Here is a 15,835-nt window from a genome sequence, read left to right as displayed (position 1 = left end):
CCACAAACTTAAGATTTTATCTTATACAAAATAGGTCTAGAAGGAGCTGCGTCATTCTCTATAGGTGCTATTTGCAAATCCAATAAATAATTTCCATCACTCACCTCATCGGGTACATAAATAAATTCTGTAATCGTAGCATCCATTCGGTAGTCGCCTTGATAATTAAAGAAAGCCTTGTGGGCTAGTAATGCTCCTTCGTCCTTTTCTTTATCTACGCTAGGCAAATCAATAAGCAGGTGTTTTATTCCGCTTTCGCGAAAGCGTACTGCTACTTCTTCCAGTAAATAAGGTGGATTGGTATGAGAATAGTTCCTAGTCTTTTTATCACCTGAATTAGGAAGAGTTCTTATCACAATTGCCTCTACATCGTCAGCAATATGGGTAAACTTTTCTAAGGTAATTACCAAATCATCCTCAAACTCTTCTGGTCGAACACTAATAACCTGTGCTTTAAAAAAGGTTCTATTTAATGCTTGATTCACGCTGTAAACTTGCTTGGTAATATGTCCTACACATTCAGTATGAGTTACATGAGAGTGAGGATTAAACGAAACATCATTAAAATTTGTACTGCCGCCCAATTCTACTTTTCCTACGTAACCATCAACCTCAACATGCTTAATAGTAGGTTGATCAATATACCAGGCACCTACACCAGATTGATGTTGTACAGGAATACTTATATCAATGGGTTTGTCTAGGTCTATCTTATAATTTTTGGATTCTATATGAATAGTAGCGGTCATAGTTGTATTGTTTTGATTGCATGCAATCAATGATAAAATTAAAAGTAATAACAGAGCTATTCTCATTTTTGAGGCACATTGAATTCTATTTCAAAGAAATGAAGATATTCCTTTAAAGGCATTAAATTCATGACAGCACGGCGTTGGTCCACAGTTTCAGGGTCTCTTAAATCGTAAAGCATGTATTCACCACTTTCATTAACGGTAACTTGGGATCCATAAAGTTGTGGTTTGCCAGCATCCATAAGCATGCGGTCCTGCATAAGAGCGATGTCTTGCCTATCTAAATCACCTTTTTTTGAAGCTTCTAACAACATGGGAAAGTATTTTTTGCGCTTATCGGCGCTGGCGTGTTGTATGACTAACCAAACAGCGCTAGGCCCCATTTCTCCCGAATTTTCTATGGTAGGCATACCGCATTTATCTATCACCGCTTCTATAGCTACAAGATTGAGTGAATCAACTTTTGGTAAAATCGCTTGCGAACTTCTATTTTCTTGATCTCGTCGATAAATACGTTCTAATAACATATCCAATTGGTTACAATCAATTTGAGAATTATCTTTAATAACTGGTCGGTCACTCAACCACTTAAGAGCATTTTCTCTGGATTGTAATTGTACCATGACCAGCTCATTTTGTTCATTGACTAGCCATTTTGCATACATTAAATCTTCATTGCGACTTTCCTTTTCTTCATTGGAAAGTACATTGTTATTTTCATCTATGTAAACAACATCATCCCTAACGGTAAGAGTATTACTACTTGCTTGTTGTAACATTTCTTCATATGAAATTTCATCGAGTGTAGAGATATCTGCCATTGATGGTGACTTTTTACAACTTACGATCAATAAGATTACTATTAACAATCTGACCTTCATAGTTATTCTTTATAATCTCCTAAATTAAGCATAAACAATTCGCTAGCAATTCCATCGCTTAAAAACTTTCCTTTGCGAGTTACCAGCAAGGTATCACCATCTAAATAGAGTAAATGGTCCTTGAGGTATTCTTGAGCTTGTTTAAGAAGGTATGTCTTAAACTCAAGACCATATTCAGTTTCAATTTTCTCTAAAGACACACCATAAATGGTTCTCAATCCTGTCATTATGTACTCATTGTATCTGTCTACTTTAGTAAGTTTTTCAATTTCCATTGGTGAATTACCGTTTTCAATAGCCTTCATAAATTTTAGGTTATTGTTGATGTTCCATCCACGTTTTTCACCATCAAAACTATGAGCACTAGGACCTATTCCCAGATAAGGTTTACCTGTCCAATAAGCAGTATTATTTCTTGAAAAAAAGCCTGGCTTTCCAAAATTAGAAAACTCGTAATTTTTATAACCATGTAGCTGCATGGCATCAATCAGAATATTAAAATGCTCATGGGCCTTTTCATCATCGACTTGCGGGATTAAGCCTTTCTCGATATATGATTTTAGAGCTGTATTATCCTCTACCGTTAGCGCATAACTGGAAATATGAGGTATTTTGAGTTCGATCGCTCTATAGATATTATCGCGCCATTCTTCATTAGTTAAACCTGGAATACCATATATTAAATCGATGGACAAATTTTCAAAATATTGCTGCGCTTTTAAAATACACTCTTCTGCCTGTTGTGCATTGTGTGCCCGATTCATGAGCTTGAGATCTTTTTCATGAAAACTTTGAACACCTATACTTAACCTATTTACAAGAGATTTCTCTAATTTTTTAATGGTCAAATCATCAAGATCATCAGGATTTGCCTCGAGTGTGATTTCAGGATTAGAACTCACATTAAAATTTTGATAGACGGTATCAATAATCTTGTTTATTTCTTCAGTTTGTAAAACACTAGGTGTGCCACCTCCAAAATAAATAGTTTCTACAACGGCATCATCATCAAGATAAACTGAGGAATTATTAATATCAGTATTTAAAATATTAGATTCGATATTAGGCCGCTTAGCGCGAAAACGTAATTCATCACATAATGCCTGAATCATTCTAGTCTTGTATTTAGTACTAGTTACAAAATGAAAATCACAGTAGTGACAGGCTTGTTTACAAAACGGTATGTGTATATATATCCCACTCACAGAGGTAAAGGTAAGTCCAAAAGGTAAAGGGAATTCCTCAAAAAGCTGTAAAATTGTACCCTAATCTTGTGTTTTATGTTAAAGTCTAAATTTTAACATGTTAAACACAATAAAACCAGTAGTTTAGGCATTGTTATTGTTCCCTATATTAACATGAATATTTATATGATAAAACCACTTTTCCTTTTACTGTTTTTACTAGGCTCACTTACCACACATGCAAAGCCACCATTAGTAAATGTAGAAGATATTCACCAAGATGTTGAATTCTATCAAAACGCAGAATTACAGTTAAAGTTACAAGAACAATTAAACGCTAATCCCAATTGGAAAAACTTAATTGATAAAAAATTGCTCACCATAAGTCTTGTTGATTTAAGTGACGACGAAATAAGATACGCTGGAATTAATGACGATCACATGATGTATGCTGCGAGCATGCCTAAAATTGCCGTACTGTATGCGGCAATGGATGCTATCGAGAACGGTGAATTAGCTTATACCGAACTTGTAAAGCAAGACATGTGGCTTATGATTTCTAAATCCAACAATGCTGCATCTACTAGAATGATTGATCGTGTTGGTTTTCAAAAAATTGAAGATGTAATGTGTAACCCTGAAAACCCGTTTTATGACAAATTTCATGATGGTGGTTTGTGGGTAGGTAAGCGATATGCTGCTCAAGGTAAACGTAATCCAGATCCGATTAAAGGTTTGAGTCATGCCGCAACCACTTCTTCAGTGGCCAAAATGTATTTCCAATTAGCTACTGGGCAATTGATAAATACAGATCGTAGTAATCAAATGCTTGGATTTTTAAAAGATCCTAGCTTACATCACAAATTTGTAAATACACTTGATCAGATTGCTCCAACTGCCGATGTTTATCGTAAAAGCGGATCATGGCGCAACTGGCACTGCGACAGCGCATTAGTTTGGGACGAAACCAGAGGTAAATATTATATTATGGTAGCCATGGTTCAATCTCCTAATGGAGAAAAGATTATTAGAAATTTAGTACGACCTTTAGAGAATGCTCTAGAAAAATCACCTAATTTGCCTATAAACCCAAGCAAAGGTGTTACCATTGAGCCAGCTCTTAACCAGAGCATTTGATATTAAAAAAAATGAGTTATCCATAGCGATATGGATGCAGCTCTATTTGTTTTTACTTATATGTGCATTACTAGTAGTTAAACCTACTGTTAATGCACTTTTTTTATCTGTTGCAGGTAGAGATAATTTGTCAATAGCCTTTGTTATTACAGCGCTTGTAGCAGTAATTGTTTCTTACACGTACAATAGACTTCTTGTCACATTACCCTTACATGAAATCACTAAGAATTCTTTATGGTTCTTTGGGGCTGTTTTTGTCTTAATTGGCGCAGTAGTAGTTTTTGACTTTGAAAACATCTTTTTATCCTATGTTTTCTACATATTTATAGGCATTTATGCTATCCTAGCTACTTCTCAATTTTGGGTAACCGCCAATATTGTGTTCAATGTTTCCCAAGCAAAACGCTTATTCGGTTTTGTAGGAGCTGGTGGAATTGCAGGTGGAATTGCAGGTGGTTATCTTACTTCAATTACCGCACCCTATATAAACAATGGTTTTTTAATTGCTACAGCTGGATTTATGATACTAGCCTGTGTCTTTATTTATAAAAAAGTTAGATCGCTGCGCATTGTAAACTTGAAAAACATAAAGCTTCAAAAACAAGAACGAGTTTCAAAAAAGAAGTCGCTATCGTTAATCATAAAAAACTCTCATCTAAGTTATTTAGCTGGAGTAATTGGACTAGGTGTTGTGGTAGCAAAATTAGTAGACTATCAATTTAGTTACTTATCTAGTGTTAGTATACCAGAGCCTGATGACCTTGCTTCTTTTTTTGGATTTTGGTTCAGTACATTCAATATAATTTCATTGCTTATACAGCTTTTCTTAACCAAAAAATTTCTTGAAAACCTCAACATAAGTTCCAATCTATTGGTACTACCTACCATGATTGTCATTTGTACCAGTTTACTTTTCATTTTCCCAGAATTATGGGTAGTAGTTTTGCTCAAAGGATTTGATGGCAGCCTGAAGCAATCGTTATACAAGAGTAGTGTTGAGTTGCTTGCACTTCCCGTACCCAGTGAAATTAAAAACAAAACGAAAACATTTATCGATGTTGTTGTAGATAGTACCGCAACAGGTATAGCTGGATTATTAATTATTCTGATCATTAAAGGACTTGAACTACCTACTTATACCATTAATTTTATAATTGTTATCGCTACCCTATTCTGGATGTATATGATACTTAAGGTTCGCAGTACCTATCTAAGCACATTCAAATCAAGTATTTCGATTAAAACCGGACTATTTGATAAACGAAGTAATCTAAAGGTGATTCGAGAAAACATTAAGGTAATTATCGACAACGGAAATAAGTTGGATATTATTGAGATATTAAAAAAAGTGCCTCAAGTTGCACATCATTCTCTTAAAGATCCTTTATTAAAACTACTAGATCACGAAAATGATCAAGTGAAAATAGCTGCCATTTCACAGCTTAATCATGTTTTTAAAGAGCCTGTTTACCGTGTTCATAATTTTATTTACTCTAAAAATAGCGAACTCGTCTTTGCCGCTTTACAATACCTAATTACACAAGATCATATAGCTCCTCAATTTTTTGAAAATTATCTGGATGATGATGATGATCACATAGCAAGTACAGCACTACTAGCACTTGCCCAATACGCAAGTCGAGATTCACACCTTGGTGAAAAATACAATTTGCATTTGAGGATTAAATTGTTTCTTGATGAAATAGACGAAAACATTAAAGAAGTTGACCTAAAAGAAAAAAGCAGACTGATTGAAGCCATAGGATATGCAAAGTATACTAACTATCAAACCATTATCAAGACCAACTTGAACAACAGAAACGAAGTGATAAAAACGTCCTGTATAAAGTCTGCAGGTCATACTAAGGATAGGTACTTTTTACAAGATTTGTTTTCTTTACTGGAACAACCTAGATACCGAAAAGTTGCTTCGGAAGCATTAGTTGAATACGGGAATTCATTACTTCATTTTCTAAAAGTAAAACACAGCCGAGGTACATTGACCAAATCTTTACTTTTAGAATTACCCATGTTATTAGGAGCTATTAATACCAAGAAATCATACAAGTTTTTAATTCAAATAGCATCAGACTATACTATTTCATCTAATTATAAGTGTTATGATAAGCTTTTTAATTTAAGACAAAATAAAAAGTTCCCGCGTTTAACCGGAAGAACAGCGCAAAACTTAATAAAGAAGGAGAGTAAACGCTATTATAAATTAATACGTATGTTTTATTCTTTAAAAGTAATGTCAAACTCGGATGATGATATTACTCATCTACCCGTAGTAAATCAAATTAAAGAATTGACGATTGAAATCGAACAACTAATTGATCTACAATTAAAAGTATTATTTAATATACTCGCACTTAGATATTCTCCCGACAATATTTGGATAGCTTACAACGGACTATTAAGCAAACAAACCAATTCACAAATAGAGGCTAAAGAATATTTGAATGAGGTTTTACATAGAAAGTTGAGCACACAAGTAATTAATGCCACAAACGCTTATTTAAAATTACAAGAGAAGCATTTTGACTATACTAATGAGATACAACTCTATCCTGAAAAAACGCTAATTAAAAAATCAATATTGCTAGATGAGGAACTACTAGAAAACAAACTAGTTAAATTACTCCACGTAATGCCTTTATCTCAACGAAAGAGAATCGTACTTTACTTAGAAAACAGCGAAAAAGAAGGAGTAATAACTTTTTTAAAGCGATTAAATATTAACCCTAAGGAAAAAACAGCTTAACCTTCTCCTACATCAGGATTTTCTTCTTGTATGGTGGTCGCGTTATTTTGAGTATTCCTTTTATGTATAGCTTGATCAATTTTACTTGCCAAATACATGTGTGCACCTGCACTATTCTTACTAAGTACATTACTCATTAAACAGACAATATAATTGGTGCCATCAGGATGTTCAACAATTATGACACTATTCATGTAATTGTACCTATTCCCTCTATATTTACCACAAGGTGTGTCCTTAGATTTATCGCAGCTGTATAAACTTCCTGATTTAAAATAGACCGCAGCATTATTTAAGCGTGGACTGTAAGCATATCGTATTCTTCGATCTGTCATATACAACAACCGTTTGATTTCTAAACTAGACTCTTCGTCTATCACACAACCTTGTTCCAATTGCAACAAATACTTCATCAAACCTTTGGGTGTTCCTATGCTTCCTCCTTTACTACTTACGTATCTGTCTGGACCATTAGTAAAAAAACTACCTAATCTCCATTCGTCATGACCGATACCTAAATCTCTTAAAGGTTGATTTACTAATTGAATGGCTCTATCTGTTAATAATCTACGATCTGCAGTCTCAAAATATTCATCTGCCTGCTCTTGGGTTAAATTAAAATACTCGTCGCCAAAAATGTTCATAAGCAAGGCTTCTCGCCAAACAATGCTAGCTGCACCGTTATTACTAACACTTAACATATGGTCTAGCCATTCATATAAGGAAAATTCATCCTCATATACTACTGTTCTTTTGACATATTTGTCCTTTTCTAAGTCAACGACCGGAATAGTGTGATGATCATACAAACCCCAATTACCAGACTTCACTATTTTATTTCTTAATAATCGTTGTCTTACATGCCAATCTTCAGGACACAATTGTCTTAATTCATTGAAAAAAGCGGTTGCTACAGCTATTTTACCAACACTTCCAGGTTGAAAACCTCGATTTTCATTCATCTCTGCATATCGAGTTTTTTCTGGATTAGTAATATCCATTACTGTAATTCCGTAACCTTGTTTACTAGGGAACAAACTCATCATTTCCTTTTGAAACTCCTTATCAACAACCATCAAACTATCGGTTGATACAGTTTCCTCACAGAGCCACAAATTGACCTCATCATGCTTTTTAAAACTACCTTTCTTTAAATAATACTCAGTAATGGTACTATCTAAAGTTTTTTCTAATCGTTTAAGTCTTTTGATTCCAGTAATATTATACCCATCAATAGGATAAAAAGCAATACAAAATAGAGCTATTAATAGTATTGAAAGTGTTTTTATAATTTTCATTACGCATGAATCTCTTTAGAAGTTAACAACTCGATTTCCGTATTAATCATTTCATCCATTTTCTGTAAATATGGATGAGAAAGCGCATTTTGATTTTCAACAAATGGTCTTATTTGAAATAAAAACAGTTTACCGTCCTTGAACCCAAGCTCTATATCCCAGGCTCCTTTATAAGTGCCATTTTTAGATTCTGGCATGGTAGCATGTGCATCTTGTGCAAATTGTAGGATTTTCTTTAAATCCATTTCATTCAATATGGAATGATTAAAATCAACATGTTCCATATAAGATCCTCCAGTAACAGGCAATCGACGGCGCTTATTTTCTCTTGCTGGCGCAATCAATTCGGTGGTTCCGTTTTGATGGATTAAATAGGTTTCTGCACTTTGTCCATCTACGGCGCCGCCTGCTCCACGACTCATTGCTACCGTAACCTTTTCGGTATGATTGTTTAAAAAGTCTTTGGTTATTAGTACACCACTATAATCCACATCTACAGTAGGAATAATTAATATGGACGGATACACACTTTCTGGGTTGGATAAATAGGCTTGTCTCCATTTAAACGAGCGCTCTGTATACGGACTTGCCCAAACATCGCGTATTCCTTGTAGAATCTTTTCTCTTTCCACTACATTAAATACTGTAAGATTTAAGCCAGCTCCTGTAAACTCCTCGAGATCTTCCATGTTAGTATCACTGCGTAAAAACACAGGAACATTTCCTAATTTACTTCCTAAAGTACTTTTAAACTGCTTTTCTAACTCCTCAATTAAACTAGGTTTTAAAGGCATTGTTTTAATGGATGACCGTAGGATCTCTAGTTGTTCCAGTTGGTACTGTTCCACCTCGGTAGGTGTTGAACCATTTTGTTTTAGTTGTTTCGCTTTCGCGAAAGCGTTATTCAAAAAATCCCAATAAGTACCTTCATAATCTGGCATGGATTGTAGCATGTGATCTTTAAAAACACCAAAAGGAAGAACTATTCCATTAACCACTTTTTCTGGAAACAATTGTTTGAGTTGACCAAGGTTTGCCGCTTTGGGTCCGCACAATATCCCACTATCTTTACTAGTTACTGTAGCCATATCAACTGGTGAAGTAATTTCTAGTTTCAAACGATTTTCATCAATTCGAATTTCTTTTTTATCCTTGGATTTTGAGGCTGTAAATAAATCCTGCTCCTCATTACTTAATTGATCTTTGTCAAACAAATGAACTATTCCATTAGGACTTACAGCATAGAAAACCAATTTACCATCTAGTTTTTTTAAGTCACTTAGATTTTCAGTGCTTATGACAGCATTAGGAATACCCAAATTACGAGCGAGCAATTGTACATGCGATACTAGATTACCTTCTGATACGGTGGCTATTCCTGCTACCGGTTTTAAATCACTAGGCGGTGTTTCAAAAACATATATATCTGAAGAGTTTACGGATAATCCATGTGCATCACCACTTACCACATGCAAAGTTCCCACGGCATAACCTGGGTTCAATCCTTTTATGGTACTTGTATTATCAACAACTGGAACATTGTTTTCCATTCCTATTTGTCTAGACACTAATCCTGAGAAATCTCCAATTGCATCTCCCAAGGGCAAGAGTAAGCTGCTCCTTATCTTATCATCGTAGAATCCAAGGGCTAACGGTTCAAAACTCGCATATTGCTCTACGGTATCACCGTAAATACTTTTAACCATTCCACTACCCCATGCTAGTTGTTGTCTAGCTTTTTGAATAAATTGAAGTAGAATTTTTGCTTTAACAGTGGCATCAGTATGAATGTGCAAATCATTTTCTACTAAGTCCCATTCCCATTGTTCAATGTAACCTGCTGATGCTAGTGCCTCACTTAATGCATAAATTTTATCAATGTGCTCTCTGATTGTGTTAGGTTTCCATTGTGAGGCTTGTTGAAATATTAATTCTTCTAACCTTAAACTTAATTCCAATGCGCTAGTTCTACGAGTACCGCGTCTATCTTCTTTAAGATTTACACGAATATCACACATTAATCCCGAGGCGGCTGGTATTATAATAGACGGATCGGTCTCGTTCTTATACGTACTACTAAACCATGACACCTGGTTATATATAAAAGAGTTTTTATCCCAGTCCGAAACCATTTTTTCTAGTTCACTAATGCTTACCGGCTTAAAGAATTCATGCATCTTATCAATTAATAACTCAAATTTTTCAAGGTCTTCTTTCTTGATTTTTTTTTCGTGCTCCTTTAACCAATTTTCTACTGCTTGGGTATCTTCTTTTTCTGGATTACCGTGGATTTTTATTCGTAATTCCATGAACGCAGGATTACGCTCGGCAAGTATCTTGCTTAAACTACGTATTTCTTGTGACAAATTGGTGTCACCATCATGAGGTAAGTCTCTTAAACTTTCTCTGACTAGAAAAAAGTCTCGATCTACAATTTCATTGCTTGACAGGACTGTATAATAGAATTTTCTTCCCCATTCTTCCTCATCCTCAATTTGTTTTGCACCACGGTAAAATTGTGATTTCTCTTGTATCCAACCATTATCTGAATTTTCCAGAAACTTTTGAAGTTGATACTGTTTTAATCTACTGTGGTTATTGTTGCCATCCCAAAATTTCCAGATCTCATTGGATGCCAGAATTTCTCCAAAATAGATATGATTACGTTGTGCTAGCTCAATTACCTGTGGTTTGTAGCTAGCGTGTTGAATTCCTTCTAGATCTCCAGGACAAGGATCTTTGGAGTCTCTAATGGTGCCATCTTCACAAAACCAATTTATTGATTTATAAGGACCTCGATCAAGGCCTTTATAAGTTTCAATCATTTCTTTTATTTGAGAATCGGTGAATTTTTGGGCGGTTCCCAAAATCGGAACGAGAAGTGTTATAAAGAGTAGCTTTCTAAGCATAAGTTGGTATTTACTACGAAAATAGCCAGCTTAAGAGTTAAAAAAATTTAAAGTTAGAAAGGTTTAACAAGACACCAGTAATTCTACTTTAACTATAAACAATAACAAATTCATAAAGGCTATCCTTCATTTATTAAATCCAAAAACCTCAAAGATTAATCTCTTTGAGGTTTTTGTGATGAGATAATTGGGTTATGATAAATCAAAAATACATGTAACTCATTTCTATTTAATTGACTTAAATCACAAATACTTATATGTCAAATCTCATTCTAAAGTAAACGTATCTAGGTAAAACAAAAGTTGCGTTGGTACTTGTTGCAATTTGACCAAATGAATTACGAATATTAGCCTCGGTATCTAATAAGTTCGTTGCGATTAACTCGTACCTCCATCTGGAGTCTGGTTTTTGATAACGGATACTAGCATCAAAAAATTCAAAGTTATTTTCTACATCACCAGTTGCAGTGAAAATGTTGTAATCATATCCTGCCTTGAACAACCAGCTCTTACCTAGTTGATAATCTAAATCTAAGTTTATACTGTTTGTTGTTGCATCATTTTCAAAGTTACCATTCTCACTATTGTTAAGATTAAGGGCGTATTGTAAACTGAAATTAATTCCCTTTTGGAAATTTGATCGAGCTCTGAAACTATAGTTTTGATTGAAGTTTGTAGCTGTTTGAGTAATATTATTGATAATGTTGTTATTCTCTGACCAACTTACATTTGCTGTCACAGTAGCTTGAATCTTCTTTATTTCACGCCCAAATGAACCTGTTGCACTTAAAGATTCATTAGGCAATAATGCATTTATAGGACGAGAAACTTGATTGATACCGTCCAAAGCCACTTCATTTTGAATAGCATCAGTTAATCGGGTGTAGGTAACATTACCAAATATGGTAGTGTAATTAAACATGTTGAAGTTACGGTAGCTTAATCTTACTCGATCATTCAAAGCTCCTTCTATCTGATTGTTACCGCTTTGTAGGGAACTATATCCTCTAAATAAAATTCCATTGGCATAACTATTTACATCATTAAAAGTTACATTTTGATCGTAGTTAAGTGTCAAAGTTTCTGAATTTCTAAAATCGTAACGTACTTCTACGTCCGGTACGACACGTTCCGTTTCGATAGTATTAGTAACTCCATTCTGTCTGTCCTTTGTTTGAAATGAATGCGCGGTTAATCCAGGTGTTATAGTGAACTTACCTAGAATAGCTTTATAATGAACAGCTCCATAAACGTCTAAGAAATCAAAGTTCACATCATCATTGCGTAAATCTGAATCTTGTAATTCGTTACGTGTTCCGTCTGCTTGAATCTCAAATATATCTGAATCAAAGTTTTGAGATACATAACTTGTTCCTGCGGTAAAGTTTAAATTACTTTTTTTATTTAATACGTAGTAATAATCCAGCTTTGCATCCAACTTATTTGTGTTAACAAATTGTTCTTGATTGATATTATAAATATCCTGCTCACCTATACCTAGTCTACCGTTAAAAGGTTCCGTATTTGTGGTTGGGTCAAAAGGATCTATATCTAAAACTGCATTGTAAAAAGGATCCTCGTACTGATTCAAAAACTGACTTTCAAACGCAAAAATGTTTTTCTCGTTTGCGGTATAGTACATATTTAAAGACTGGTTAAACGTAATAGGCTGTTGTTCATCACGAGTATCTATACTACGATCTGCTTCACGATCAATAGAACTTAAATCACTTACACCTTGCTGGTCTGCATAATTGAATCTTCCATCATAACTTAGAGTAAACGCATCAGTAGGGTTATACTCTGCTCCCAATTTAAATAAAGCGGCAACTGTTTCATCTACACCTCTATTATCCGTTTCTTCAGTATTAGAATTATCCACAAAGGTTCTCCTGCTCGTGCTGCGCGTATCGATTGTGTTTTTAGAAACTATGGCAAATGAACTTATATCTAACTTATTATTAACCGACCATGATGTGTTAAGTGCACCAAACTGGCTCTCTATATTAAGCGCTCGATTACCCTGAAATACATTTAAAGGGTTTTGAGCTTGAACGTTTATACTAGAATTATTCTGCCTTGTATCGCGACGACTAAAACCTATGAATCTAAAGTAATCTCGACCAGTGAAAGCAGGTGTTCCCAAATCATTAAAGTCAGTTAAAATATTCATTGAGAAATCTTCACTGTAATAAAAGGCTTTAGGCTGGATGATATACCTAGCTTTGTCACCACCATAACCAGCTCCTACAGTAGCTTCTCCAAACCAAAATTTCTTTTTCCCTTCTTTCAACTTCAAATTAATCACTACTCTATCTTGATCGTTTCCTAGACCTTTTAATTGGCTGCGATTATTATAATTTCTAAGAACCTGTACTTTATCAATTGCATCTGCTGGGATGTTTTTTGTAGCCAGACGACTATCACCTTCAAAGAAATCTTTACCTTCTACCATGACTTTTTCAACCTGTTTACCTTCTACAAGAATGTCTCCATCCTCATTTACTTCAACTCCTGGTAATTTGTTAAGGGTATCTTCTAGTTTATCCTCAGTTCCATTGGTAAAACTATCGGCATTGTAAACGATGGTATCACCTTTTATGGAAACCGGCATCTCATAGACAATGTTAATTGCGTCAAGTTCATCGGCGCCATTTAACATAACATAATTTTTAACTAGATCTGTCTGAATATTTTTGACTGTATCTTCAATAGTTTTCAATCCTAAAAAAGACACCTTGAGTATGTATGTACTGTCTTTTTTAAGATTTAAAAGTTGGTATTTACCTTGATCATTTGTGATACCAAAGGCACCTAAATTTTTATCTTGTTGATAGGCGATTACGTTTGCCATACCTAACGTATTTCCTAAACTATCTGCCACCACTCCTGTGATTTTAACAGATTGCGCTTTCGCGAAAGCGAAAACAAATAAGCACAAAATGGCTATAAGAATATTCTTTTTCATAAGTAAAGTTGTAAAAAATTACCCGAACAGGTAGGTTAAAATGTTCGGGTTTTTAAGATGTTATCCACGACGACCACGTCCTCTAAAACGCTGGCGCATCTCTTGCATTTTTTTTGTAAACAATTCGTTGTAGTCTTCCTCGTTAATGACCTCACCTTTCTTAGGTTTTTTAATTTCCTCAGGCTCTGCCGGATTCATAACGACTTTACTACATAATAACGTAGTTTCTCCTGCATTTAATTCAAGAATCAAACCAGGTAAACCACCATATTCTGCAGGACCGTGTTGTACTGGAATAGCTGGTGTAAACCAAGCAACGACTTGAATTTCATCGGCTTGCTCGTATACGTCTTCAAAACGACCTTCTTTCATGGCAATGCTATCCTTTTTCTTTTCTTCGGCATTTCTAGGTTGACGACGTCGGAAACTACTCCAATCCAAACTATTGTTCTTTTTAGTTCCTATAGCTTTGATGGCTGGGTATTGGCCTATTTGACGCTGTTCTCCCGTGATCTCCCATTCAATAGTGTGCAGGCTATCAGTTACTAAAAATTGTTTTCCGAACATGTCTCGTTCTTCTAACCATACTTTTTCTTCTAAGTTTTTGTATTTATCGCCTGACATACTGGTACCCATCCAATTTCCCCAGCCGCGACCACCACGACCTGGAGTTTGCAGCTCTTTTTCTTCCTTGTACATGGACTCGTTACGATTAAAAGTGAGTGTAAAAGTTTTTTCACTCATCTTTTTCATGTTTTGTTCAATACGTTTGCGTTGTTCTGGAGTAAGATTACGGTTCTCATCCATCCAGCTGGTGTCCATTTTTGTTTTAGAAAGGTAGGTAGCCTCTCCAGAAATCTCTTGTGCAGTCGCAACCGTTGCCGCCAGTGCAATAAGAGCAAAAAATATCTTTTTCATAATCGGGTTTTAGATTAATATGGTTTTACCACAATGGGTTGGACTACATAAGCCCATTAAAGTTTCAAGCGTTAAGAAACTTTTAACCTTTATCCTCCAATCATGATTACTTGAGTGTCGCCAGAACGTCTACCTTTAAATCGTTCCATCATTTCTTTTTGTTTTTTCTCACGTAATTCCTCAAAATCGCTTAATGATATTTTTTTACCATTTTTTGGTTTTTTAAGCTTGAATTTCTCTGGATTAAGTTCCACTTTGGTACACAGTAAGATGGTAGACCCGTCACTTACTTCCAAAATTAAACCTGGTAAACCGTGGTAGGAACCTGGACCATTTTGAACTGGCAATTCAGGTGTAAACCAGGCAGTAACTACCGTATCTTCTTGTGGAATGCTGTCTAATATACTTACTCCTTCTTTTTGCTCTTTTTCTTCTTTTTCTTTCTTTTCCTCTTCAGTGAGTTCTGGCTTTGGAATTACATAAGTAGCTTTTATAGCAGTGTAATTCCCTATTTTCTTTTGTTCCCCAGTAATTTTCCAATCCCATTTTTCAAGATCATCACTGATTAAAAATTCTTTTCCTTGGATCTTATCTTCCCTTAAATAAGTTCCCTTCTCTAGGTCTTTATAGGTAGTTCCATAAGCGCTACCATCTCCACTAATCGTTATAGATAATCCTTCCATTTTAGGTTGAGGTTTTTCCAGTTGCTTTACCTCTTCATATAGAGATTCAGTACGAGTGAATTGTAAAGTGAATTCAGCTTCTCCTGCGGTTTGGAGAGCGTTTTGAATGGCTTTGGCCATTTCTGCGCCCATTTCTTTAACAGCTGTACTGTCCATTTCTGTATCCATTATCATTTTACTTTGATAAGTTGCGATACCTTTAAATTCTTGAGCTTGTAATAGACTTGTTTTTGCAAAAATCAAGGCCAATACCAGTAATACATAACGAGTAATAGTAATCATAGTTTAGGTTTTTGATATACAAATATGAGTAAATCAAAGAAATACAATTCTTAAGCAAG

General features: G+C 35.0%; 10 protein-coding genes. 2 read left to right on the top strand and 8 right to left on the bottom strand.

The genetic code is table 11. From position 1 onward, the window contains the following. Positions 1–8 precede the first annotated feature (8 nt). The 3 genes from AAT17_RS08145 to hemW are packed head-to-tail and all read right to left on the bottom strand — an operon-like array spanning position 9 to position 2,838. Positions 9–815, bottom strand: coding sequence for a cyclase family protein (locus AAT17_RS08145; protein ID WP_367379272.1), 807 nt, complete (start codon positions 813–815; stop codon positions 9–11). After that, positions 812–1,633, bottom strand: a complete 822-nt coding sequence (locus AAT17_RS08140) for a DUF6624 domain-containing protein (protein WP_253279757.1) — start codon at positions 1,631–1,633, stop codon at positions 812–814. The genes AAT17_RS08145 and AAT17_RS08140 overlap by 4 nt, the downstream gene beginning before the upstream one ends. Before the next feature lie 2 nt (positions 1,634–1,635). Beyond that, positions 1,636–2,838, bottom strand: coding sequence for a radical SAM family heme chaperone HemW (gene hemW, locus AAT17_RS08135; protein WP_060523577.1), 1,203 nt, complete (start codon positions 2,836–2,838; stop codon positions 1,636–1,638). 165 nt (positions 2,839–3,003) lie between these two features. Here hemW and AAT17_RS08130 point away from each other — a divergent pair, with 165 nt between their 5' ends. Continuing rightward, positions 3,004–3,954, top strand: a complete 951-nt coding sequence (locus AAT17_RS08130) for a serine hydrolase (protein ID WP_060525049.1) — start codon at positions 3,004–3,006, stop codon at positions 3,952–3,954. Then, positions 3,917–6,718 carry an NTP/NDP exchange transporter gene (locus AAT17_RS08125; protein WP_172792949.1) on the top strand — a complete coding sequence of 934 codons (2,802 nt, stop codon included), beginning with the start codon at positions 3,917–3,919 and terminating at the stop codon, positions 6,716–6,718. Before AAT17_RS08130 ends, AAT17_RS08125 begins: the two co-directional genes overlap by 38 nt. Here AAT17_RS08125 and AAT17_RS08120 read toward each other — a convergent pair. The 5 genes from AAT17_RS08120 to AAT17_RS08100 form a co-directional block, all read right to left on the bottom strand. Then, entirely contained in the window at positions 6,715–8,016 is a 1,302-nt protein-coding gene (locus AAT17_RS08120; RefSeq protein ID WP_060523575.1) for a serine hydrolase, read from the bottom strand. The two genes, AAT17_RS08125 and AAT17_RS08120, sit on opposite strands and share 4 nt — an antisense overlap. Then, positions 8,016–10,925, bottom strand: a complete 2,910-nt coding sequence (locus AAT17_RS08115) for a PEP/pyruvate-binding domain-containing protein (protein WP_060523574.1) — start codon at positions 10,923–10,925, stop codon at positions 8,016–8,018. Before AAT17_RS08115 ends, AAT17_RS08120 begins: the two co-directional genes overlap by 1 nt. A 253-nt stretch (positions 10,926–11,178) precedes the next feature. Next, entirely contained in the window at positions 11,179–13,893 is a 2,715-nt protein-coding gene (locus AAT17_RS08110) for a carboxypeptidase regulatory-like domain-containing protein (RefSeq protein ID WP_060523573.1), read from the bottom strand. A gap of 60 nt (positions 13,894–13,953) precedes the next feature. Continuing rightward, the gene (locus AAT17_RS08105; RefSeq protein WP_060523572.1) at positions 13,954–14,811 is read right to left on the bottom strand and encodes a GLPGLI family protein; all 858 of its coding nucleotides are present in this window, start codon (positions 14,809–14,811) and stop codon (positions 13,954–13,956) included. Positions 14,812–14,900: 89 nt separating this feature from the next. Next, positions 14,901–15,776, bottom strand: a complete 876-nt coding sequence (locus tag AAT17_RS08100; protein ID WP_042276965.1) for a GLPGLI family protein — start codon at positions 15,774–15,776, stop codon at positions 14,901–14,903. Positions 15,777–15,835: the final 59 nt, after the last annotated feature.

This window comes from Nonlabens sp. MIC269, from assembly GCF_001430865.1.
GTDB classification, from domain to species: Bacteria; Bacteroidota; Bacteroidia; order Flavobacteriales; family Flavobacteriaceae; genus Nonlabens; species Nonlabens tegetincola.
Note: the sequence above shows the minus strand (reverse complement) of the source record. Positions and strands in the feature narration are given on the sequence as shown.